The sequence below is a fragment of the Pseudoalteromonas citrea genome, assembly GCF_000238375.3.
Classification (GTDB): domain Bacteria; phylum Pseudomonadota; class Gammaproteobacteria; order Enterobacterales; family Alteromonadaceae; genus Pseudoalteromonas; species Pseudoalteromonas citrea.
The window spans coordinates 631,833-654,785 of record NZ_AHBZ03000014.1; the positions used below are offsets into that span (position 1 = coordinate 631,833).

Consider the following 22,953-nt stretch of genomic DNA (forward strand, 5'->3'; position numbering starts at 1 on the left):
CTACAGTTTCTTACCCAAAGCTAAAACACTTATACATTCCATTTGGTTACACTGCTGCTGATATTCATCGTTGATTCATATACGGCACAGGGACCAAAACATGAAAAAAACTACTCACACAAAGCTCGCTTTTGTGTTATCTCCCATCATGATGTGCATGGTGTTTTCAAGTAATGCACAAGATAAGCAAGCCCACATAGAGCATATCGAAGTTCTGTATAAACGCAGTACTGTCACAAGTGAAATTACAGAAAACACCGAAAAGCTAGTTACAATGCCAGGGGCGATGGGAGACCCTCTACGCGCAGTCTACTCTTTACCTGGCGTTGTAGCAGCTGGTGGCTCAATGGCAGAGCCCGCCGTACGAGGCTCTTCACCCAGTGATAATATCTTTGAAGTAGACTTTATGCCTGCAGGGTATATCTTTCATGATTTTGGCAGTTCTATTTTCAATCGCCATATTATCCAAGATTTTCAACTGTATTCAGCAGGCTATGGTGCAGGTTACAGCAACGCGACAGGCGCAGTGTTTGATGTCACATTACGTAACCCAAAATATCAACCGATCACGACCACGCTGGATTTCACCATGTTTAACGCAGGTGTATTTGTCGAAGGACAAGCAACTGAGAATACTGCTTTTTACTTTTCGGCACGTAAAAGTACACTGCCGCTATTCTTTTCCGAAGGAGAAGAACTCGAAGATGATGATGGCGAACCTTCAGGCGTGACGATCAACGAAGCACCCGATGACCATGATTATCAAGGAAAATGGTTATGGGATATCAATAACAATAATACTCTGACATTTAATTTTACGGGTGCAGAGGATTCTGCTGCTGCAGGATTTAATGAACGGGCGGAACTCGCCCAGAAAACACCTGAATTTCAGGGTGATGCCGTTTATATCAGGGAGTTTAATAGCCAAAATTTATTGTGGGACCACTATAACAAACGTTTTCATTTAAGAATGGCAGTTGGCGCACTCGAGCACTCAGGTAGGCTTGAGTATGGCAAACGCGCAAGTTTAAGTAATGGTTTTTTTGAGGAAGAATCTGAAACACAATACACGTACAAAGCACAGCTGAATTATCGAATTAATAAGCAACACCGTCTGATCACTGATATGGCGTATTATGATAATGAAACATCATATAGCTACGATACGTTCCAATATTTATGTACCGAGTTTGATCCTGACTGTGATATCAAAAAAGGAGAGAGGATCACAGGAAAACAAAAGTTTGACGTCGATACTGGGTTTATTGGTTTGACGCACGTCTGGCAGATCAATGATCAATGGCAGAGTGAATTGGGTGGCCAATGGCAGCATAACAAATACACAGACGAGAGTTTTGTGACGCCGCGTCTAGCGCTAAATTACTATCTCAGCGATCAAAGCACTATTTCAGCCAAATTTGGTCGTTACAATAGAATGCAAAACATCGATCATATTGCACCGGATGTCGGCAACCCAAATTTAAAATCGCAAACATCTAATCATATCACCCTAGGGTTTAGTCAAGAGCTTGCAGATGAATGGTCATGGTCTATTGAAGGTTATCATAAAACCATGGATAACTTACCACTGGCCATTGAGGTCGACGCATATGATGCGCATCTATTGTATAGTAACCAAGTTGAAGGGGAAGCGTACGGTCTTGACTTACTCATAAATAAAAACAAGACGGACAACTGGTATGGCTGGGTATCGCTCAGTTATGCAAAAAGTGAACGAACTAATACCCGCGACCATATAACCAAAGACTATTATGCAGATACACCCGTAGTGTTTAATGCCGTATTTCAATATGAAATAAATGAGATCTGGGAAGGTGGCTTTAATTTTACCGCACGCAGCGGGCAAGCCTACACACCGATTGTTGGTGTACGTGAAAACCCGGATTTCGATAATCGCTTTTTACCCGTCTATGGGGATTCGTTTTCTGAAAGGCATGATTTGTATCATCGCTTAGATATTCGCTTTGAACGAAAAACTCAGTTATTTGGCTTAGATGGAAAATTAATTCTTGAGCTGATGAATGCTTATGGACAAAAGAACGTCAGCAGTATTGATCTTGATTACGACAAAGTAAAATCCGTCAATGACCTGTATATCGAAGAAGAAGAAGATGACTTTGAGTTGCGCCCTTCTATTGGTTTCAGTGTCACTTTTTAATTTGATCTAAAGCATTCGGGCCATAGCACGACTATGGCCCTCACCGAGCATCTATAAAACCGATTAACTCTATCGTTTTAACTGTCTTTCCAATTTTTAAAAAATCACTACACTAAAACCAATTCTGAAGAAACTTATAGAGAGTAAAGTTTATGTTTACAGTAATATTTGGCCGTGAAGGTTGCCCATTTTGTGTACGCGCGAAAGACGTCGCGGAAAAATTAAAAAGTGATCGTGACGATTTTAACTATCGTTATGTCGACATCATCAAAGAAAACGTCTCAAAGGCTGACCTAGAAAAGTCGGCGGGTAAACCTTGCCCGACTGTGCCTCAAATATTTATTGGTCAAGACCATATTGGTGGATTTACCGAGTTTGAAGCCTACGCAAAAGCAGAATTAGGGCTTTATAGCTAAAATAAGGCAAAATTCTGTGAAACCAGTAAACACGCGCATTCGTAAACGGCATGTTAAATACCCAAAAAGGGATTGATTAAAAAACATACAACATCAAGCACATATAAATTAGTTCTAATTTATACAAGCATTTGCTAGCCTTTTCCTATACAATGCGCGCCTCTTTAAAATCGTTGAGGCGCATTAATGTCAGAACCAGTCACGTTTAAATCTTTAGATCTTTCTCCTGCAATTTTAAAAGCAGTCGAAGAGCAAGGATATAAGACACCATCTGAGATCCAAGCTCAATGTATACCGTTATTGCTAGAAAGAAAGGACGTACTGGGACTAGCGCAGACGGGTACAGGTAAAACTGCAGCATTTGCATTACCACTTTTGAATAATATTGACCCGGCTACGAAGCAGCCACAAATATTGGTGTTAACACCAACACGCGAACTTGCCATTCAGGTGGCAGAGGCGTTTGAACAATATGCTAAATTTACCAAAGGTGTCGAAGTATTAGCACTTTATGGTGGCCAAAGCTATGGTATTCAACTTAGTGCTCTGCGTCGTGGTGCACAGATTATCGTTGCTACGCCAGGTCGATTAATTGACCATATTAACCGTAAAACAATCAACTTATCTGATCTTAAAGCATTAGTATTAGATGAAGCTGATGAAATGTTACGCATGGGCTTTATCGATGATGTAGAAAACATCATGGAAAAAACGCCTGAAAACAAACAAACTTGTTTGTTTTCAGCAACAATGCCTAAGCAAATACAATCTATCTGTTCTAAGTACTTAGACAATGCTGAGCAAGTGCATATCTCAGCTCGCAACTCGACAGTATCATCTGTAGAGCAGGTTTTTTGGCGTGCAAGCGTACACAAAAACAAAGCGATTGTTCGCTTTTTAGAAGCTGAACAGTATGAAGGTGCAATTGTTTTCGTTCGTACTCGTAACGATACAGTTCAACTTGCTGAGCTACTTGAGCAACAAGGTTTTTCTGCTGCACCACTTAATGGTGACATGAACCAACAAGCGCGTGAGCGTACTGTTGAGCGCCTTAAGAGTGGCTTACTAGACATCGTTATTGCAACAGACGTTGCAGCACGTGGTCTAGATGTAGATCGCTTAAGCTTAGTTATCAACTACGATATTCCACAAGACAGTGAAGCTTATGTTCACCGTATTGGACGTACTGGTCGTGCTGGCCGTACAGGTAAAGCAATCTTATTTGTTAAACATAATGAACGTTACTTACTACGTAACATTATGAAACACACAAAGTCAGAGATTGCTGAAGTTGAATTACCAAGTGCACAAGTCGTTGAAGAAAAGCGTATTGCTGCACTTCAAACTAAACTGACAAACGCACTTGAGCACAAAGATATTAACTTCTTTAACGAAGTTGCTGCTGGCCTTGCTGAAAAGCTTGAACTGTCTCAAGAGCAGTTAGCCGGTGCGATGCTTTGTTTAGCACAACAGCAAACACCGCTTAAAGTTGAAGATATTAAGATTCAACAACGTGAACGCCGTGATCGTGATGACCGTCGTGACAACAACCGTCGCGGTGAGCGAAATGACCGTCAAGGTCGTGGTCGTGAGCGCAATGGTGAGCGTCGTGAGCGTCCTGAACGCGAACGTGGCCCGCGTAACAGCAGCCAAGGCCCTATGGATACATACCGTATCGAAGTAGGCCGTGACCATGGTGTGCAAGTTAAAAACATCGTAGGCGCAATCGCAAACGAAGCTGATATTTCAAGTAAGTTCATTGGTGATATTCGCCTATTTAACGAGCACAGCACCGTACAGTTACCTCAGAACATGCCAAGTGATGTACTAAGTCACTTCAACAACGTTGTGATCTGTAAGCGTCCTATGAAGCTGACTAAAAGCGCACATACCGCTGACCAAGCAGGTTCAGAACGTCGTAACGACCGTGGTGACCGTAAACGCCCAAGTGGTGAAAAACGTGCTCCACGTCGCGAAGGCGAAAACAAAGAACGTCGCTCAGTAAGCTTTAGCTAAGCTCTAAGCTAACCGTTCATTGAAAAAAGCCGCTTCTATAAAGCGGCTTTTTGTTTTACTACACTCTCCTATACTCATTCCATAAACTCATTACTACAGCCAAGTACGCTCTATGATGTCGTGTGCTACAGTTAGTGCATCTATCTACCGCACTGAGTTGCCATGTATTTTCTATACCGTGTCTATCATTTCATTTTAAAATGCATTGTTATCTTTATCGGTATTCCCAATCCAAAACTACATAGAAACAAAAGTGGACTGACTAACGCTATAAAAGCATTACAGCTGACGGAGCAAAGTTATGTTTTACTGATCACTGACCATACATTGCAGCAACTGAGCATACCCACCTCTATCATCTCAGAGGTACAGCGCCAAAAATTAAATGTTGTGGTGTTCGATCAAGTATTGCCTAACCCGACAATCGATAATGTGCAGTTAGGCTATGAACTATATAAAGCAAACCAATGCCAAGCAATTATCAGTGTTGGCGGTGGCTCTGTTATTGACTGTGGTAAATTAATCGGTGCCAAAGCAGTCAGACCAAATAAAGCGATCACAGAATTTAAAGGGCTTTTCAAAGTACTAAAGCGACTCCCCCCAAACATTGCCATCCCCACAACGGCAGGCACTGGCTCAGAAACCACCGTTGCTGCTGTGGTGAATTGCCCACATTCACATATCAAATATGCAGCAACTGACTTTGTGTTAGTTCCACATCACGCCGTATTATTACCAGAACTCACCACCAGCTTGCCTGCCCACATTACTGCAACAACAGCAATTGATGCACTGACCCATGCGATAGAAGCACTACTGAGCATCAATTGCATGCCATTTAGCAAGCAAAGCGCCTTAGAGGCTTGCGAACTGATTTTTGATAACCTACCAACGGCTTACTCAGAAGCGACGCACAGTCATGCCCGCTCACAACTACTCACCGCTTCTTTTTACGCGGGCCAAGCATTTACACGCACTTCCGTTGGCTATATACACGCCATTTCCCATCAACTTAGTGCTAACTACAACACCCCTCATGGCCTAGCCAATGCAATATTATTAATGCCCGTCTTACAGTGGTATGGTGAAAGAATACAAAGTCATATGGCGCTGATAGCCAGGCACTGCCAACTAACTTCCCTTGATCACCCAATTGAGCGTCAGGCAGATGACGCACTCAATGCCATAGAGCACCTATTAACACAGTGCCAAATACCCAATCACTTTACGGAAATAAAAGCTGAAGATATTCAAAGTCTCGCGCGTGCAGCCCTCAATGAAGCACATCCCGACTACCCAGTTCCCGTGTTTATGAGCCATCATGAATGTGAAAATATTATCAAATCCGTTTCAACAGTCGATTAAGGTATAGATCACTTATAAATAAACGATTTTAGGTCATACACAGAACAACTTTATATGATAAACACAGCTATACCGACAGCAGACACATTATTTTTATGATAACGTATCTACACTTTTGACGAACGACGAACATCATGCGTGATCAAGCGCTTATTGAAGCAAAAAACCAATTACACTCGAGCTCTGTAGCTGTATTATCTACACATTCTCAAACCCTTGTAGGCTACCCTTTCGGCTCTACGGTACAGTTTGTGTGTAACGATGATAATAACGTCTATCTGTTTATTAGTGATATCGCACAGCATGCCAAAAACCTCACGGCCAATAGCGCCCTATCGCTGACTGTTTTCAATCAAACCAGTGATGATGATCCGCAAACAGCCAGACTCACCTTAGTTGGCGATGCAACCAAGCTCACCAAAATACAAAGTGCGCCATATTTAAATGCGTTTGTTGAGAAGTACCCTACTGCACAAGAGTATATGACCTTAAAAGACTTTAACATGTGGCGTATTTCCATCGTAAGAGCTCGTTTTATTGCAGGGTTTGGTAAAATTTTTTGGTTAGAAAAGAACGAATGGTACACACAAACACAATTGGCTCAGTTTGACTCAACAGCTGATTGAAGAGGCGTATTTGTTATATATATTTTCCGGTTTACCTGCGACAGGTAAAAGCACCTTAGCCAAGTTTTTAGTAAAACACTTAAATGCTATTTACCTACGTATTGATAGTATTGATAGTATTGATAGTATTGAACAAAGTATGCGTAATACGGGTATTACAGATATATATGACCACGGGTACCAAGTTGCTTTTCAATTGGCGAAAGATAATTTAGCGTTAGGCCAGCCTGTTGTCGCAGACTCGACTAACCCCGTCATAGAATCACGCGTGCAATGGTGGCACGTTGCAAAGCAAAGTGGCATTCCATATATTGATATTGAGATTATCTGTACCGATACCGAGCAACACCGTAACCGAGTAGAATCAAGGAAAACTGATATTCCTAACTTGGTACTGCCTAGCTGGGAAAGCGTATCACAACGCGAATACACAAAATGGAGCAGCGAAAGACTCATTATCGACACCGCCAACATCACAATTTTAGAGGCTCAAAAAAAGCTGCTTGAGGGTATCAAGCCTATCACAACAAACTAAGGGCAACTCTGTGGCTCAGGGAGTTTATACGACAGGCTCTATAAGCTGGCTAAATTATAATTCGTGGTAATTTTTTACAGAAAAAACTAAGGCGCAACCAATGTGCGCCCTAATCTGACTACATCCATGCTCGGTATCCTATACCTTGCGTGAAGCCATCCTATTCATCATCCCCTGAACGGGTATACATCCATAAAGACCCGATCTTCATCCTTGTCTTCATCCATTTACACATCCTGTGTTCCCTTAACCTACCTGGCTGTCCACTTCCCGTTATTCCGTCGGGTGTTCCTTGCACATCCTGTGCATTCCTACCTATCCTTATTGCATATTTCCTCTATGCACTGCCACCTTGGCGTCCACTTTGCCTAATCCTTTTAGCACTCCCAAACACGTCCTGTGTTTATCCTTTGTCCTTGCTATAGCTCCGCTATAAACTTACATCCTGTAAGTTCCTACTGCTTCAATCCTTGCTCCCTTTGCTCCTTGCAAATGTTACATCCTTTGTAAACGAATCCAGTTCGTAGCTTCAAGCTACTTTGCCTTCCTGACCTAATAAAGTTTACTCTGATCGCACCTTATTTAAAGAGAGTGAAAGTAATAAATTTTAGGAAACAATATTGTAAAAATATATAAACACATAATAAACATAAACTTATAATGATAATCATTGCTAATAACGTCAGGATAAAACACCTTAGCTCACAAACATGTGAGATAATGCTTACAATTACTCTTCCGTTATGTCTATGACCTTCTCTTTAAACATTAACTCTCCATTTACTTTATTAAAGCCCAGTGTTCTTAAGGAGCGGTATCCATGACTAGTAAAAAATGCTTTTTGTTCTATTTTAGTTACAAACACAGCCATACCTGATGCTGCGTCATTGGTTGCCACTAAATCATCTAAACCTGCCAATAAATAATGCCCTAACCCCTGCCCTTGAATATGTGGATCTACAGCAATAAACGCTAAAAAATAATAATGACCGTACTCCGACAACGCTAACCGTATAGTGTCTTCTTTCTCTATAAGCTGCTGTGTTTGCAGATAACCCGCGCTCATCATAAGTCGAAGTCGCCAATGCCAATAACGAGATGCTTGCAAACTGCTTTTTGCTTCAAAAACACACGCTGTTGCAACTAAATTACTGCCTTCAAACAAACCTATGATCGGTTGCTGCCCTTGTCCAAAACTCGCCAGTTCTTCACGGATCAAGGCACGCAATTTGGCTTCATAATCTTGCTCTTTTTTAGCCGTTAACATCGCTCGTAAAATAGGATCATCATGATACGCCTGATAAAGTAAACTTGCCGCCACACGTGTGTCTTCTGGTGATAAATATTTAACTACTAGTTGGTCTTGTTGTAATACTCGCATACTATCCCTTCCATTATTGTTATCTGATTGATTGGGGCTATAGAAGTTAACGCTGTAATGACTATAGTTGAGTGGCTGTTTTTTATGCAAACCCAAGATGTTGTTATAATGAGCGGAATAACTTCCCATATAAAAAAGGGTACGTTGAACACACAATAAGGTACTGCTGCAAAGTCGCAAACCATGATATAATCGCGACTTTATTCGCCGGGAGAATACGATGCATAACGCTGTGCTCAAAGCAATTGCCTCTTTATGTCAAGAAGGTAAAACACCGACCGTGGCACTGACCAAAGCGAGGTTGTCGGAACCGGTTGCCATGCCGCATATTATTGCCGGGATCACCGCCTATAAAAACAATCCTTCATGCATTCACGAGATACAAACACACGCGCCAAGCGAACAGACAAGCGAGTACGAAAGTCAACTCGACCGCATTGAAGGTAAGCTCGATTTACTCCTATCCATTTTGCAAAAGAACTGATGATATGTTTGTTGTAGATTTAACTTTTGACTGTTACCAAGACACAACGCTAGACACGGCAGAACAAGCCATTAATAGATTGGTTAATGCGCTACGTTTTAACGGCCAAATTATTGGCGATGAGTTCCCTACCGTGCTAAAAGATGGCTATTTTATCACGCGTGTTATGTGTCCATTGGAAGACTCTTTGCACCCTTTGCATCACAGTCCTTTTGTGAAACATGCAATCGACCAACTACAACAAGGTGGCTTACTTGCACCCAAAGTAAAGGTGATTGGTCAAGACATCCATGCTAATGGGGCTGATGCGTGTCAGGATCCTTCAAGTTATATTTTATACACAACCTATGTTCATACTTGTAGCCCGCTATATTGCGGTGATGATTTCTTACCGGTCCCACTTTATAACATACCCCCAATCGCTAACGGTGATTACAAAGCTCTGATAAAATGGCAAGAAGACTGGCAAGCATGCGACCAAATTCAAATCAATGGTGCCACACGATGCGAATTCCCAGCGCTTCATGAAATATCAAGCCCTGACAGTGACTTGTTTCGTCGTGGGATGGACTTAACCAAACGTATTAAGCATTTAACCAAGAAGAATGTGTATTATTATTTATATCGGGTGGGCGGGGAAAGCCTAGACGCTGAACGCAACAGAAAATGCCCGTCATGTGACGGGGAGTGGGCACTGCCAGAACCTTGGTTTGGGCTTTTTGACTTTCGCTGTGAGCAATGCCAATTAGTGTCTAATATATCTTGGGACTTTCAATAGTAGGGCTTAATAGCTAAGCCCTTGTAATAACTCCTCTATAGAAGAGGCCAAAACATGGTGAGGTTCTTTGCCTACGTATTCAAGGCATACCTCACCTGAACTAAGCTTCACCGTAATTAACAAGTCATCTTGCTCCGTTAACCCAATGAATACCGTCTCGGCTTGTTTTAGTTTGCGCTTCATTAACACATGCCCCGTAATATTCTGTTGTAGCCTTTCATAATCATCATGATTCCACGGCTGCAATAACTCAATTTGATGTCCGTCAAATTGTGCCACAATATTACCTGCGTAAAATTGGCTATAAAACACAGTTAGCTGTTCAGGAAACTCGCACTCCAAAGCATTTGCTAAAACATCGAAGTTATGTGCCTCGCTAAAAGGCGTTGCTTGCCACTGAATTTGGCCATCAGCCATCGGCTCACCTACTTCACAGGCACTTGGCCATGCTTTGTCGTAATACATACAGGGCAATGTACCATGCTTGCTTTGATACGCTTGTGCGTGATTTTTATGTACTTGCGTTAAAATCTGCTTTATCACCTTACTGCCAACTATTCTATGATCGGTTATAATAGCGCTCATTGTAACCACAAATGGTGAAACATGACAGATTACACCAACGCCCCAGAACTAAAAGCCTCTATATTGGGCAAAACAACAGACTATGCTCAACAATATGATGCCAGCTTGCTTTATCCGATCCCCCGTAAGCTCAATAGAGACCAAATCTCTGTTGATGAGGCAGACTTACCATTTTTAGGGGAAGATACTTGGACTGGCTATGAGCTATCTTGGCTTAACGCAAAAGGGAAACCGCAAGTCGCAGTTGCGACCTTTATCTTTCCTTGCCAAAGTAGCCATATTGTTGAGTCAAAGTCGTTTAAACTTTATTTAAATAGTTTTAATCAAACACGGTTTACAGATCAAAAAACCGTATTAGATACTCTTACTAAAGATTTATCAGCCGTAACGCACTCTGAAGTCGAGGTAGTGCTCTATAAAGCAAACGATCACGACTGTATTGCTTTTACGTCTATGCCGGGGCAATGCATTGATGATTTGGATATCGAGGTTGAACACTATAGTCCGATAGAGAATATGCTAAAGCAAAAGTCTTCAGACATCGTTAGCGAAACATTGCATAGCCACCTCTTAAAATCTAATTGCCTGATCACTTCACAGCCTGATTGGGCGACAATTATTATTGAATATACGGGCGTTGCGGTATGCCATGAATCTTTACTACGCTATTTAATTTCTTTTCGTAGCCATAATGAATTTCATGAACAATGTGTTGAGCGGATTTATTGTGAATTACAACGCACTTTCGCATTTGAAAAGCTTGCGGTATATGCCCGTTATACTCGCAGAGGCGGATTAGATATTAACCCATACCGCTCTAACGAGCATAACAAAACGCCTTACGCGATCAGAACTAATCGCCAGTAATTATGCGTGTCGGAATGGTAATTGAGCACACATCAGCATAATTAGGCCGCTCAACGAACCACGCTTCGGGGCGGCTTTTTCTTGCTTGAATTAAAGCTTGAAACTCTGTGTGCTCAGTATCAAATACGGCAAATTGCGTTTTATCTATTGCGCTAATATCACTGAGTACCCGCGCATGAGTAATGACATTAAAGTCCGTACCTGGCAATGGTGTACGCATTAATCGATTAACGTGTTCCATACCATGCAACACCCGCCCAAACACCGTTATATTCCTGTCTAAATAACGCACTGGCGCAAGCGCAATATAAAACTCTGTACCGCCACTGTTAACCTCGTTTCCACGCGCCATAGCAAAAATACCTGTGCAATGGGTTTGCCATGTATTTTTGCCATCAGCCGACTGCGCAACCGCAAAACCATCCAAAAAGCCTGTCACAGGGGCATAACCGTCAATCATTTTTAAAGAAGTAATAGACAAGCGGTTCTTGCTGGTATAAAAAAACTCAGCATCAACCGCCCTTTTCGCCTTGCTCAGTTTTGTAGTATCACCTTGATCACCCCCTTGCGCGACAAACCCTTCCACAAATCGATAAATGCTCAGCCCATCGTAAAATTTTTCTCGAACCAGGTTTTTGATATTTTTCACATGCTCTGGCGCGAGCTGTGAATTAAGCTCGATATAAACAGAGCCAGTAGCAAGCTCAAACTTAAGTACTTGCTCGTTATTGACAGCACGCCAGGCATCAGCAGGAGCAGCTGCGATAATTTCATGGGGAGCACGCAATCCGCTTTGTGAAGCATAATTAAAAAACGAGGCTAAACTGAGGGTGATTGATAAACATGAAACACCCGCCATTTTCATCATTGGCATTTATTGATTTCCTTCATTATTATTTTTATACCAATAAGTAGCATTACTCAATGGTGCGCTTGGCGGAAGTAAAGGGTTGACCAAATCTATGCGTTTTCGATTTGCCAAATTCGCATCTTTTAACCGAGTGGCAAAGTAGCGATTAAACAATTTGTCAAAACTACCATCTGAATGGGCTTGCTCTAAACCTGATTTTAACTTTTCATAAAGTACCACATCGTTTTTAGCGACAAAAAAATAGACCGCCGACGGGTAGTAATAAATATGGTGAGGGTCCGCCTGTATACCCGATTCAGTATCTAAATATACGCCATCAAGTACATCTGTCGGCAATACATCGAAGCGTCCTGAGCGAAGCATTTCATAGGCATTTCCCTCTCTAGGGTAAGATACTACCTTTAAATTATTTTTTTTAAAAATATCTAAATCTGGCCAATCATCCCTAAGCCCGAAGTGCACACTCTGAAAATCCCCTATTGTATTCAATTTTTCCATACGGGATACATCAGCTTTGCGTATTAGACCGAGACGATACCCCAATACACCTTTAACTAAAGGAATCCTAATCGCTCGCGCTAACTTTTCTCGTTTAGAGGATGTCACAGACCAAAAAACATCAATGCCATTGCTTTTCCCTAGTAAGCGAATTGCTCTTTTTTGCGTTGGAATATCATAAACAAACTTTAACTCAGGTGGTGATTCACCATAAGAAAGCGCAAGCTTTAAAAGAGCTTGTACATAGGGATCAGCCCCAACCGTGATCCTTACCGAACCTTGTGCGTAAACAGTATGAATAGACAAAAATAATGCCACTACAACCCATAACAACCGCATTACTCACCTCTATCAAATTTATACAGCAGGTCTATACTATCGTATAAACCGCTGGTCGCCTCAATATACATTTTCGAAAACACCCGATAACGCACCGCAATTTCACTCAAAGAATCAAATACCCCCACACGGTAACTCACTTGCACATTCGGTGTTATATAACCTGAGACTTCCACTTGAGTGCTATCACCACTGCCTTTTGCCGTTAGGTTAACGTCATTTATTCCTAATTTTTCACCCGCTTTTGCCACTACCCCCTCACTACGTTGGATACTCTGGGATAATAGAAATTGCGTCAGCATTGTGTTGTTATCACTGTTACTTTGCCCTAAAGGTTCACCATTGAGTAAATATGCCAAAGCTTGTGCCTGATCCATCGATGGTTCAGAAAATACAGTTAATACTGGTTGCGTGGCGCTGCCTGTAAGTTCTACTCCCACTTTGACATTATCCGCAGTAACCTCAGGGTTACGAATCGCACTGACATTTAAATAGGGCTTATCTGGTGAGCCATTAAAGCCAACCTGACCATGATCAATCAATAAGTCTTGCCCAAAAGCGCGGTACTTCCCTTCTCTTAAAGATAGCTCACCAGTTACTATTAATGGCGTCTCTGTTTGCTTAGTAACGTCTAAGTCTCCCGTAATATAGCTATCTAACCCCAAAGCTGTTACCCGCAGGTCATCAAGTATTTTCATTGACAGATCTAAGTCGTAATCTATTAACGAGTCGTCATTTCCTACTACTTTTGCGTCTAAAATATACTGATCATCAGAGACCTGTACGACACCTTGTGGTAATGATTCTATTGCAATACGACCATAAGGTACCACCAGCTCCCCAGAGATTTCAGCCTGATTATGAGCATATGTAATCGTTAGATCAGGCGATAAGCCCAATTCGATATCCGGTTGTGGTGAAACTAAAAAGTCTTGTCCTGATGCATTCAAAGACAGTGCCAATGACTCTTGCCAAGCGAGAGCGCCTGAGAGCGTTAAATCCCCCCCCTCTAAAGCATAAAACTGCCCTTTGATATCGGCTTGCTGTTTATTAAAAGTCACTTCAACATTCGATTTATGTATCGCAACTGGGCTAACTGGGCTTTTAACTGCAAATTGTGTTAACTGCATTGCACCGTGAAAATTGGGCGTCTCGAACCCATTTAGAACTGATACATCTGCGTTCAATATACCTGACAGCGCCATAGGCTGCTGTACCAATTGCTCCATGAATGGAGATAATTTGGCAAGGTTAACGTCATCAACTATCAGCTTAGCAGTCGCGTTACGATAGTCAGCGATAGGTACATCCATGTCACCCTTTAAGTTGCCTAATAATGACGATGTTAAATGCCAATCTAATGCCATGTGATCTTTATCGCTACGCATAACAACATTTATCGACTCAGCAGGCAAAACACGCGCTTGCTGAGCAAAATCAGCCCTTATTGAAGTATCCTTAAAATCTAATACAGCATTGGCATCAAGGAGCTCTCCTGCAAACCATTTAGCATTTATCTCTCCTTTACCTACTCCTGCCATTTGCAACTTGTCGGTCAGAATATTAAAGTCACTTAACTCCACTTTTGACAATGACATCGCCGCGTGCCCTGCTAAATCAACGGTGTGCTGTGCTTGTAAACACACTTCGCTGCGCTTAACCGCCCAACAATGAGGCATAATTTCACTTTTTTTATTAGAAACCAAAAATTGAACCGGTGAAACCAGCTCTATTGGTAAGTCTAAATAAGTTATTTTGGCGTGAGGTAGTCTCCCTTGCCACTGATCCTTTTCTAATCCACCTTGGATCTCTATCTGAGTAGCAATAGTTCCCGCTGAGTTAAGATGAATAGTATGCTGCTGCTTGTTGCCCGCCAATGACAACATGATATTTTCGAGCTGCTCATTGGCTAGACTTAAATGGGCAAAAGTCATATTAATATCACTTTCCCAGCCCTTTTCTAGATTAACATCAGCCGTGATCTTCCCATTCGATATAACTGCGTTATCATATTTGATATGAGACACATTACTTTTAACGTAAATATGCGGATGACTGTGATCTCCCTTGAGTGTTACTTCACCTGTTAAATGTGCATCAATTGCAAGTAAAGCATTATGTTTATGATCAATATAAAACCGTCCACTCAAGTCAATTTCATCCCCCATCACACCACTGAGTTGCACAATACTCTCACCATAATTGAGCTCTAACTGCTCAATAGCACCGTATCCTTGTTCATTTAGAGTCAGTTTAACTTCGGCCCCCAATGGAACATCCTGAGAGTCACCTTTTAGAGATAATTTATCTACAGCTAGCAGCCAAGCTTCACCTACTTTGTTAAATTTCGCGTGAAACTCTCCAGTTAATCGTGTCTGTATATTTTCAACTAGCATCCCTAAAGGGAGTTTTTGTAAATCTCCTTGAATAGTCGCAAACACCCCTGTGTTCCAATCGAGTTTTGCCTTAAAATTTGTGCGAGCTTCATTTATAGTTAATTTAGCCTCGTCCACATTCAGGTGAGTCATACCGCCATGCAGACTTATACGGCTGCTAAGTGTGCCTAGTTTCGTCGCACTGGCGCTTCCCTGTAACACTGCATGATATTTATTTGCATGGCCTTGGGCTTGCAATGTCAGTTCACCCGCTTCAATACTTTCGATATTTAACGCGCCCCCAGCTACCCTTGCTTTTTGTTTGAGCGCCCCTTCGACCGTAAATGGCCAATTGGGTGTCGTGAGGTCCAAGTGACTTACCACATCACCGACCACACTGCCTTGCCCACTAGTTACAACAGTTAAATTGCTGAATGTTCCCATCGTCTTTAGTGATAATAATTGCGTTGGTGTCGTCAGCGTTGTAAAGCTTTCCACCTGCCAATCTTTGGTATTGAGTTGGGCATTTGAGCGCAAATGCAGGTCTTTATACGCCATATGTACATCGCTCAATTGAAAGTGCGATCCCATTACAAACAACGACATTTCTATCTCTCGCAACACATGTTGCTGTTGTGCTTGCACAATATTTATTTCACTAACATAAGCCTTCACAACATTTACGGTAAGAGGCAAGAACACTTCCTTCGGCACCAATGCAGGTATGATTGTCTCTAATTTATTTGTCTGCGAGTCCGTCTGCTGTATTAACTCTAAGTTAACGGAACCTAGTTGTAGCGTATCAATCTGAACCGTACTTTCTTGTAAAGATGCCGACAGTTTAAAATCATCTAAAGACACTGTTTGTGTTGGCAAATTCACCATAAGTCTTTTGACGTTTAGGTATTTCAACGTTGTGCTTATCGGAAGAGTCACTGACAAGGAGGAGGTGTCATTCCCCTCTGCTACGTTGGAACCTTGTTCATCCACTACCTGTACCGGTTCATTGTTTGCTACATCAGCGATGCCATGCTGCGTGACTTCAATATGGTCTACATCGCTTTTAATACATAACGTATCGCAATCAAACCATGACATCTCTATGCGAATATTACTGCCAGTGATCGACTGCTGCTTTGATTGATAGGTAAAGTTAACCTCACCACCAGAGAACACCGTCCGATTAGTCACACTGATATCCAACTCAGGAATAACTCGACTTACCGCAGATAGTAATAACTGATTACCCGTAAGAGTAAAAAGCATCCCTAACACGAATAGAAGAAGCCCAACAAACGCATACACACCCTGTATTTTTCTTAATTTTCTGTACAACATTAAATCTCTGGACCTATTACTATGCTTAATCGCGTGCTCTTACTTGCTTTACTCAACCCCCATGCATGGTCGAGCCTAATCGGGCCTATAGGCGTGATATAACGAATACCAAAACCGCCTCCAACAGACCAGTCACTCAAAGCTTTATTATCAACGGCGCCGGCATCGATAAATACCGCTGCACGCCAATTAGGTAAAAACTGATAATTGTATTCCGCTGCAGTTGTCACCATGTATTTTCCACCCAGAAGTTCGCCTTGCTCATCACGGGGTGCAACACTTTGATAAGCAAACCCTCTGATACTTTGATCGCCCCCTGCAAAAAAACGCATATTAAATGGCACTGCCTCAATCTCATCCGCAATAATGGCGCCTAAATCAACCCTCGCAAAAAACAAATGCCGCGCTTTGTAACTTCTTAACCAAGCATTTTTCCAATTCACTTTTACCAACGATGTTGATGAGATCAGCGCTTTACTAGCAACTTCAACTGAAAAGAGTTGTTCATTTCCCCAGTAAGGTAGTGCACCGCCTTTAGAGTGTTTCTTCGCATAGCTCACACCAGGAAGTAACATCTCGGTTTTTTCAGGCCATAAATTATCTACAGCTACTCCGCGCTGAGTCGTTTGGTGCTCTCTTTTTATAAACGCAGTACGTACCCAGTCGTCATCAGTCAGCCACTGCCGCTGTAGCTGTATATTCCAAATTTTTGTTTCTACATTATCGGTTACTTGATCTTGAAATTGATAGCCACCGAGTACACGCCAAACATCATCATTGGGATTGCTCACAGGGATCGTATAACTGGCCGTAATATCTTGCTGCTGCTCTGACAAAGAGAGGTTACTTTCAATAAAGTGCCCCTGCTCACTCACCCATGGCTTTGACCATTTAAAACGCCCTCTAGCACCCAGGTCGGTACTGTAACCACCACCGACCTCATAACTATTAGCTGGCTTTTCATAGACATCAACACGGATGGGTACCAGCCCATTTTCACGCTCTTTTAATAATGGATATACTTTTATGGCAGAAAAATAAGGCGTCGCATTCAGCGATAAATTGAAGTCTGACAACAGGTCCGCTTGATAAAACGCATTATATTGAAACGGTGCTAACTGGCGAATATACGTTTTCGCTTTAACGTCTGTATTCATTACTATGCCACCAAAGCGATACCGAACACCCGCCTCTATGCGCAAAACAACACTTGCCTGTTGTCGTTTTTTATTAACCCTTAGCTGACTATCAATCCATCTAAAATCAAAATACCCCCTAGCGAGTAATGCACTTTCTAGTTGTGCTTTGGTCTTTTGGTACAGATCATGGCGAACTGGGTCATCGAGTTTAATAGGTACATTCAGCACCAACTCATCTATAAATGGATCGGCTTCACTGCGCATCAGTACATCAATATCAATGGCATTCCACTTTAAGCGCTCCTGAACAGCTATATCGACTTGCAGTGTTTGTTGATGATCCGTTAAGGTTAATTCAATCTTACTGTTATAATACCCAAATGCTTGTAACGCGGATTCAACGTCCTTACGTGCAATCGCATGATCTGCAACACTAAATCGCCGTTTTAGAAATGGCTGTAGAAAACCAGAAACATTTTGCGCCACCGCGCCTTCCACACCTTGTATTTTAAGTGTTTCAAGTTGCACATTGGTTTGGGCATTAAGGAAGTGACTCCAAAGTGCTGCAACCAGAAAAATACACCCGAAAAGTCGCTTTGACACTTGGTTGAATGCTCTTATCTTATAATTAAAAAGCAATACTAACATATGATATATCAACCCCCCATGAACAATCTCAAGACCAATCTTTTAAAATTTATCAATCCCCCTTTTTATTTGATTGCGGATCACCGACAATACCTATAATTAGTTTAAGCGGATAAAAACATGCAGTTTCCAGATGATGACAATGGCCAGCTCCTTAATGAAATAGCAGAAGCCGGTGTTGACCTAAGCCAACTTCATAATGTTGATTTCTTCATATTATTTGAGCAAAAGCCGCAAGCTGAAAAGTTTGCACATGCCATTGCAGAAGATGAATTAGCACCTGATACCGAATTACAACAATGTCCTGATACGGGCGTTTGGGAAGTGGTTACGACAGTTAAAATGGTACCGGTCCACGAGTTACTCGGTCAAACTGAACAGTATATAGAAAGTATTGCCAATACCCATGAAGGGTATGGCGACGGCTGGGGTATTATGGCACCAGAATAAATATCAAAGCTGCACGGATGCAGCTTTGACTAACCATATCCCTATGACTTATCCGCTTTGCGATAACTTCCTTCATAATCAAACAGCTTCTGAGCAACCTGCCAGCCATACTTTTTGTGCTGTTTCGCAATAACAAAATCTGGCGCACGTAATAGATGTCCTACAGCAACTACTTGTTCCGCTGAATTCCACGTGACCTTGTCAACATGCCCCTGCACCCGATAACTATAAAAGCGATGAAATACAAAACGACTTTTTTTATTCGAAAAATCAAAAACCTCATCACAACTGGCGCCATCCTCATCAAAGTAGCTTACTTTAATCAGCTGATCTTTTACTAATGAGACCGATAAACCAGAACACCGCAACACCATCGCATTTTTTAAGTTAAGCGCTGCCCGCAATTTATCATCTGGATCAGCCATAATAGCGCCACACTGATTGCATTGCCGTGCAGCTATATCATTTTCAGCACCACATTCGTCACATTCTTTAAACTTAAATCTAAAATCACACTGCTGTTGAGATTGCCCATCATCTAGTAACCCTTGGCAACGCCTGCCATAATGTTCGATTATCTGCCCGTCATCACTGAGCTTTCCCCAAAAAACATTGGCAAAGCCACAGCCTGGACACAAAACTTGGACTGGTTCACTGTCAGAATTTGGTTTCTTCTCACCGACTTCGGGATGATAAAGATTAAAATCATTTCCAGCATAATCTAAAATAATACAATCTTCTTTGTTTTCAGAGAGCCTCAAACCTCGACCAACGATTTGCTGGTATAAGCTAACTGACTCTGTTGGCCTTAAAATAGCAATTAAGTCCACATGTGGAGCATCAAAGCCTGTAGTTAATACAGAAACATTTATTAAGTATTTAATTTTCTTTTCTTTAAAATCTTTAATTATTTCATCACGTTTTATATTTTCTGTATCACCAATAATTAACCTTGTATTATTTTCTGGTAAATAACCTGTTATTTCTTTTGCATGCATAACTGTTGCTGCAAATATCATCACCCCTAATCTACTTTCACTTTTTTCGATTATGTGATCAATTATACTTTTGGTTGCTCTAGTTTGCTCAGATAAGAGCTTATTCATATCTTTTTCTGAATAATTTCCAAATGTATTAGTAATTAAAGAAGAAAAATCGTAATTGGTTGTTGCAGGGTCAATTTCATTTGGTGGTGTTAAATACCCATTTTGGATCATATACCTCAATGGTAGCTCATATATACATCGCTTAAAGGGTGACTCTAAGCTGCCACGAATAAATCCATGATAATGTTGATAGTAAATCCAACCCATGCCCAACCGATAAGGCGTTGCAGTTAAACCTAATATCTTTAAATTCGGGTTGTGTTTTCTTAATTGGTTTATAACTTGTTGATACTGGCTATCTTGATTTTCACTCACACGATGACATTCATCGATGATTATCAAGGAATAAAAGCTTTGAAGCTGCTCTAGATTGCGAGCAATAGATTGAACGCTTGCAAAGGTTACTTGCTCTGACAATGACTTCTCTTTCAACCCTGCAGAGAACAAGCTCGCCTTAAGACCAAAGCTGGTATATTTTTGCGCGTTCTGCTCTACGAGCTCTTTGACGTGTGCTAAGACCAGTATTTTATGTTTTGCTAATCGAGCGAGCTCGGCAATCACTAGGCTTTTTCCTGCACCAGTAGGGAGGATAATTACCGCGGCGTCATTACATTTTTTAAAGTGGGATATCGTATTATGAACTGCATCTCGTTGGTAGGGTCTAAGGGTGTAAATAGGTCTTCCAAACAGTTAGAGGCTTATAAAAAATAAACGCCCGCAATTAAAGCGAGCGTAGAAGATAATATAGCTCAGCTAAATTAGATCGTATAGTCGTCTAAATTAACATCAGCAAAAGCTTTTGGTGTTTTACCACGGCCAGTCCATTCAAAAACTTGCCCATCTTTTTCTATACGATATTTTGCTTTTACTTTTGCGCGCTTGTCCGATTGAGCGCCACCGACTAAATCTTCAAGGGTTAACCCTTTTTCCTTGATAAGTGCTAATACTTCGTCTTTTACTTGCTGTTGTTCACGTTGACTATCGAGAGCTTCGTTGATTAATTCAGCAGCTTTCTCTAGTTCGTTAAAACTTGCAGACTTAATAAAAGATTTAATTTCACGCATTGGCAGTTCTCTTGTATTGATAAGGATATAAAATTACCTACAAAAGGTAATATATTAATCAGATATAAACATTTACTGATCTACCTATTATTTTTACATATAAAAATAATAAAGCAAATAATTATAAGGAATTTTATATAATAAGAATATTTAAGAGGAGAAAATCAGATAAAGGAGTAACAGGGCTGTTACTCCTATTAAAGCAGGCTTATACAGCAACTACGTTTTCAGCTTCTGGACCTTTTTTGCCTTGCTTAACGTCAAAAGACACAGCTTGGCCATCAGTCAGAGTACGGAAACCGTCACCAGAAATAGCGCTGAAGTGTACGAACACGTCAGGACCATTTTCTTGTTCAATAAAACCAAAACCTTTAGATTCATTGAAAAACTTTACTTTACCTGTTTTAGAAGTAGACATACCTATTATTCCTGTAGATCAAATCAAAATTAACACTTGCCAATATGGCTTCCTCCCTGAGTTTGCTTATCAACACATCGGAATAATAAATACAGCAGATCATACTAATGCTACCAATCGTAAGTACCTAATCGGTAAGTACAAGTACATTATTCTTTACCGCAACTTTTACATCCATTGAATTGCAAAAACTCAAAGCATTAGTAGCCTAACATAGAAACTAGGTTTCTGTACAAACCAAGGCTCATTAATTCTGTAAATATTACCCAAAAACATAAAAAAAGCGCACGATATCAGTGCGCTTTTTATATCGAGTCAAACTCTTACTCTGTCACTAACCAGTCAATCATATCGCCAGCTTTAATCGGCACGACGTCAGTGCCACCTAATGGATAACTGTCTGGTACTTTCCATGGTGATTTTTTCATGGTGATGGTATCAGTATTGCGTGGTAAGTTGTAAAAATCAGGTCCAAAATGGCTTGCAAACCCTTCTAACTTATCCAAGGCATCAACTTCTTCAAATGCTTCAGCATACAGCTCTAATGCTGCGTGGGCTGTGTAGGCGCCAGCACAGCCGCATGCGGCTTCCTTCTTATCTTTGGCATGCGGTGCAGAGTCTGTGCCTAAAAAGAACTTTTTACTGCCACTGGTAGCGGCTTCAATAAGCGCTTGTTGATGAGTATTACGCTTTAATATTGGTAGACAGTAATAGTGTGGTCTGATCCCACCCGCTAGCATATGATTGCGGTTGTACAGTAAGTGATGGGCCGTTATGGTTGCTGCCACATTATCAGAGGCCCCTTTAACAAACTCGACTGCGTCTTGAGTGGTAATATGCTCTAACACTACTTTTAAGTTTGGAAAAGTATCAACTATTTTAGAAAGCTTTGTTTCAATGAAGACTTTTTCTCTGTCGAAAATATCAATAGACGAGTCTGTAACTTCACCGTGTACCAATAAAAGCATGCCAACTTCTTCCATTGCTTCAAGCGCTGGATAGACGTTTTCAATATCAGTCACACCTGAGTCAGAGTTAGTTGTTGCGCCAGCCGGGTAAAGCTTCGCCGCAACAATATGCCCTGTCGCTTTGGCTTTTTTTATCTCTTCTGGTGTTGTTTTATCAGTAAGATACAGCACCATTAGTGGTTTAAAATTACCTTGTGGCTCAGCGGCTAGAATTCGCTCTCGGTAAGAAAGCGCAGTTTCGGTGCATGTCGCAGGCGGTACCAAATTAGGCATGATGATTGCGCGCCCCATATAGCGGCTAATATCACGAACGGTATCTTTTAACTGTACGCCATCGCGTAAATGAACATGCCAATCATCTGGGCGAGTAATAGTGAGGGTCGTTACTGTGCTAGTCATTGCTCTTTTCCACTGCTGAATTTGCCCGATCATAGGCAGTTAAAGGCCGTTAGTAAAGTATTTCGCATGGTGTTTAGACAAAGATGACAAACTGTTTGCATTGTTTTA

The 22,953-nt window shown here is 41.3% G+C and carries 20 protein-coding genes; 10 read left to right on the plus strand and 10 right to left on the minus strand.

Annotation, left to right across the window (positions count from 1 at the left end; genetic code table 11):
- Nucleotides 1-100: 100 nt before the first annotated feature.
- The 6 genes from PCIT_RS06160 to PCIT_RS06185 all read left to right on the plus strand — a co-directional run bounded on the left by PCIT_RS06160 (nt 101) and on the right by PCIT_RS06185 (nt 7,137).
- Nucleotides 101-2,179 (plus strand): TonB-dependent receptor plug domain-containing protein, encoded by a 2,079-nt coding sequence (locus PCIT_RS06160; RefSeq protein WP_010362287.1) that lies wholly within the window; start codon nt 101-103, stop codon nt 2,177-2,179.
- A 152-nt stretch (nt 2,180-2,331) separates the two neighbouring features.
- Nucleotides 2,332-2,595 (plus strand): GrxA family glutaredoxin, encoded by a 264-nt coding sequence (locus PCIT_RS06165; protein WP_010362288.1) that lies wholly within the window; start codon nt 2,332-2,334, stop codon nt 2,593-2,595.
- 186 nt (nt 2,596-2,781) lie between these two features.
- Complete coding sequence (locus PCIT_RS06170) at nt 2,782-4,611, plus strand: DEAD/DEAH box helicase (protein WP_010362289.1); 1,830 nt, start codon at nt 2,782-2,784, stop codon at nt 4,609-4,611.
- Between the two features lie 162 nt (nt 4,612-4,773).
- On the plus strand, nt 4,774-5,976 hold the full coding sequence (locus tag PCIT_RS06175; protein WP_010362290.1) for an iron-containing alcohol dehydrogenase: 1,203 nt from the start codon (nt 4,774-4,776) through the stop codon (nt 5,974-5,976).
- A gap of 134 nt (nt 5,977-6,110) precedes the next feature.
- Complete coding sequence (locus tag PCIT_RS06180; protein WP_010362291.1) at nt 6,111-6,602, plus strand: HugZ family pyridoxamine 5'-phosphate oxidase; 492 nt, start codon at nt 6,111-6,113, stop codon at nt 6,600-6,602.
- Nucleotides 6,583-7,137, plus strand: coding sequence for a P-loop nucleotide/nucleoside kinase family protein (locus PCIT_RS06185; protein WP_010362292.1), 555 nt, complete (start codon nt 6,583-6,585; stop codon nt 7,135-7,137). Before PCIT_RS06180 ends, PCIT_RS06185 begins: the two co-directional genes overlap by 20 nt.
- Nucleotides 7,138-7,867: 730 nt before the next feature.
- On the opposite strand, the gene PCIT_RS06190 is transcribed toward PCIT_RS06185, so the two are convergent.
- A complete protein-coding gene (locus PCIT_RS06190; protein WP_010362293.1) occupies nt 7,868-8,518 on the minus strand; it encodes a GNAT family N-acetyltransferase in 651 nt (216 codons plus the stop codon).
- Nucleotides 8,519-8,738: 220 nt separating this feature from the next.
- Here PCIT_RS06190 and PCIT_RS06195 point away from each other — a divergent pair, with 220 nt between their 5' ends.
- Together PCIT_RS06195 and PCIT_RS06200 are read left to right on the plus strand one after the other, a co-directional pair.
- Nucleotides 8,739-9,002: a hypothetical protein gene (locus PCIT_RS06195; protein ID WP_010362294.1), complete on the plus strand. Its 264-nt coding sequence runs from the start codon at nt 8,739-8,741 to the stop codon at nt 9,000-9,002.
- 4 nt (nt 9,003-9,006) lie between these two features.
- Entirely contained in the window at nt 9,007-9,780 is a 774-nt protein-coding gene (locus PCIT_RS06200; RefSeq protein ID WP_010362295.1) for a Zn-ribbon-containing protein, read from the plus strand.
- 6 nt (nt 9,781-9,786) lie between these two features.
- Here the strand turns inward: PCIT_RS06200 and syd are convergent, their stop codons facing one another.
- Nucleotides 9,787-10,365: a SecY-interacting protein gene (syd, locus tag PCIT_RS06205; protein ID WP_010362296.1), complete on the minus strand. Its 579-nt coding sequence runs from the start codon at nt 10,363-10,365 to the stop codon at nt 9,787-9,789.
- Between the two features lie 21 nt (nt 10,366-10,386).
- On the opposite strand from syd, the gene queF reads away from it, so the two are divergent.
- Complete coding sequence (gene queF, locus PCIT_RS06210) at nt 10,387-11,232, plus strand: NADPH-dependent 7-cyano-7-deazaguanine reductase QueF (RefSeq protein ID WP_010362297.1); 846 nt, start codon at nt 10,387-10,389, stop codon at nt 11,230-11,232.
- Here queF and PCIT_RS06215 read toward each other — a convergent pair.
- From PCIT_RS06215 to PCIT_RS06230, 4 genes are read right to left on the minus strand one after another with little or no spacing between them, the layout of a single operon-like run.
- On the minus strand, nt 11,219-12,106 hold the full coding sequence (locus PCIT_RS06215) for a peptidylprolyl isomerase (protein WP_010362298.1): 888 nt from the start codon (nt 12,104-12,106) through the stop codon (nt 11,219-11,221). The genes queF and PCIT_RS06215 overlap by 14 nt on opposite strands.
- Entirely contained in the window at nt 12,107-12,940 is an 834-nt protein-coding gene (locus tag PCIT_RS06220) for a substrate-binding periplasmic protein (protein WP_010362299.1), read from the minus strand.
- Nucleotides 12,940-16,653: a translocation/assembly module TamB domain-containing protein gene (locus PCIT_RS06225; protein WP_010362300.1), complete on the minus strand. Its 3,714-nt coding sequence runs from the start codon at nt 16,651-16,653 to the stop codon at nt 12,940-12,942. The genes PCIT_RS06220 and PCIT_RS06225 overlap by 1 nt, the downstream gene beginning before the upstream one ends.
- Complete coding sequence (locus tag PCIT_RS06230; protein WP_040698433.1) at nt 16,653-18,395, minus strand: autotransporter assembly complex protein TamA; 1,743 nt, start codon at nt 18,393-18,395, stop codon at nt 16,653-16,655. The genes PCIT_RS06225 and PCIT_RS06230 overlap by 1 nt, the downstream gene beginning before the upstream one ends.
- Before the next feature lie 165 nt (nt 18,396-18,560).
- On the opposite strand from PCIT_RS06230, the gene PCIT_RS06235 reads away from it, so the two are divergent.
- Nucleotides 18,561-18,890 carry a ribonuclease E inhibitor RraB gene (locus PCIT_RS06235; RefSeq protein ID WP_010362302.1) on the plus strand — a complete coding sequence of 110 codons (330 nt, stop codon included), beginning with the start codon at nt 18,561-18,563 and terminating at the stop codon, nt 18,888-18,890.
- A 41-nt stretch (nt 18,891-18,931) separates the two neighbouring features.
- On the opposite strand, the gene radD is transcribed toward PCIT_RS06235, so the two are convergent.
- From radD to pyrC, 4 genes are all read right to left on the minus strand, one after another.
- On the minus strand, nt 18,932-20,671 hold the full coding sequence (gene radD, locus PCIT_RS06240) for a DNA repair helicase RadD (protein ID WP_040698391.1): 1,740 nt from the start codon (nt 20,669-20,671) through the stop codon (nt 18,932-18,934).
- An 83-nt stretch (nt 20,672-20,754) separates the two neighbouring features.
- Nucleotides 20,755-21,060: an H-NS histone family protein gene (locus tag PCIT_RS06245; protein WP_010362304.1), complete on the minus strand. Its 306-nt coding sequence runs from the start codon at nt 21,058-21,060 to the stop codon at nt 20,755-20,757.
- 208 nt (nt 21,061-21,268) lie between these two features.
- Nucleotides 21,269-21,478, minus strand: a complete 210-nt coding sequence (locus PCIT_RS06250) for a cold-shock protein (protein WP_010362305.1) — start codon at nt 21,476-21,478, stop codon at nt 21,269-21,271.
- A 323-nt stretch (nt 21,479-21,801) separates the two neighbouring features.
- On the minus strand, nt 21,802-22,845 hold the full coding sequence (pyrC, locus tag PCIT_RS06255) for a dihydroorotase (RefSeq protein WP_010362306.1): 1,044 nt from the start codon (nt 22,843-22,845) through the stop codon (nt 21,802-21,804).
- Nucleotides 22,846-22,953: the final 108 nt, after the last annotated feature.

Coding starts and splice junctions, on each gene's coding strand:
- PCIT_RS06160 (WP_010362287.1), top strand. CDS start 101: ATGAAAAAAACTACTCACACAAAGCTCGCTTTTGTGTTATCTCCCATC.
- PCIT_RS06165 (WP_010362288.1), top strand. CDS start 2,332: ATGTTTACAGTAATATTTGGCCGTGAAGGTTGCCCATTTTGTGTACGC.
- PCIT_RS06170 (WP_010362289.1), top strand. CDS start 2,782: ATGTCAGAACCAGTCACGTTTAAATCTTTAGATCTTTCTCCTGCAATT.
- PCIT_RS06175 (WP_010362290.1), top strand. CDS start 4,774: ATGTATTTTCTATACCGTGTCTATCATTTCATTTTAAAATGCATTGTT.
- PCIT_RS06180 (WP_010362291.1), top strand. CDS start 6,111: ATGCGTGATCAAGCGCTTATTGAAGCAAAAAACCAATTACACTCGAGC.
- PCIT_RS06190 (WP_010362293.1), bottom strand. CDS start 8,518: ATGCGAGTATTACAACAAGACCAACTAGTAGTTAAATATTTATCACCA.
- PCIT_RS06195 (WP_010362294.1), top strand. CDS start 8,739: ATGCATAACGCTGTGCTCAAAGCAATTGCCTCTTTATGTCAAGAAGGT.
- PCIT_RS06200 (WP_010362295.1), top strand. CDS start 9,007: ATGTTTGTTGTAGATTTAACTTTTGACTGTTACCAAGACACAACGCTA.
- syd (WP_010362296.1), bottom strand. CDS start 10,365: ATGAGCGCTATTATAACCGATCATAGAATAGTTGGCAGTAAGGTGATA.
- queF (WP_010362297.1), top strand. CDS start 10,387: ATGACAGATTACACCAACGCCCCAGAACTAAAAGCCTCTATATTGGGC.
- PCIT_RS06215 (WP_010362298.1), bottom strand. CDS start 12,106: ATGCCAATGATGAAAATGGCGGGTGTTTCATGTTTATCAATCACCCTC.
- PCIT_RS06220 (WP_010362299.1), bottom strand. CDS start 12,940: ATGCGGTTGTTATGGGTTGTAGTGGCATTATTTTTGTCTATTCATACT.
- PCIT_RS06225 (WP_010362300.1), bottom strand. CDS start 16,653: ATGTTGTACAGAAAATTAAGAAAAATACAGGGTGTGTATGCGTTTGTT.
- PCIT_RS06235 (WP_010362302.1), top strand. CDS start 18,561: ATGCAGTTTCCAGATGATGACAATGGCCAGCTCCTTAATGAAATAGCA.
- PCIT_RS06245 (WP_010362304.1), bottom strand. CDS start 21,060: ATGCGTGAAATTAAATCTTTTATTAAGTCTGCAAGTTTTAACGAACTA.
- PCIT_RS06250 (WP_010362305.1), bottom strand. CDS start 21,478: ATGTCTACTTCTAAAACAGGTAAAGTAAAGTTTTTCAATGAATCTAAA.
- pyrC (WP_010362306.1), bottom strand. CDS start 22,845: ATGACTAGCACAGTAACGACCCTCACTATTACTCGCCCAGATGATTGG.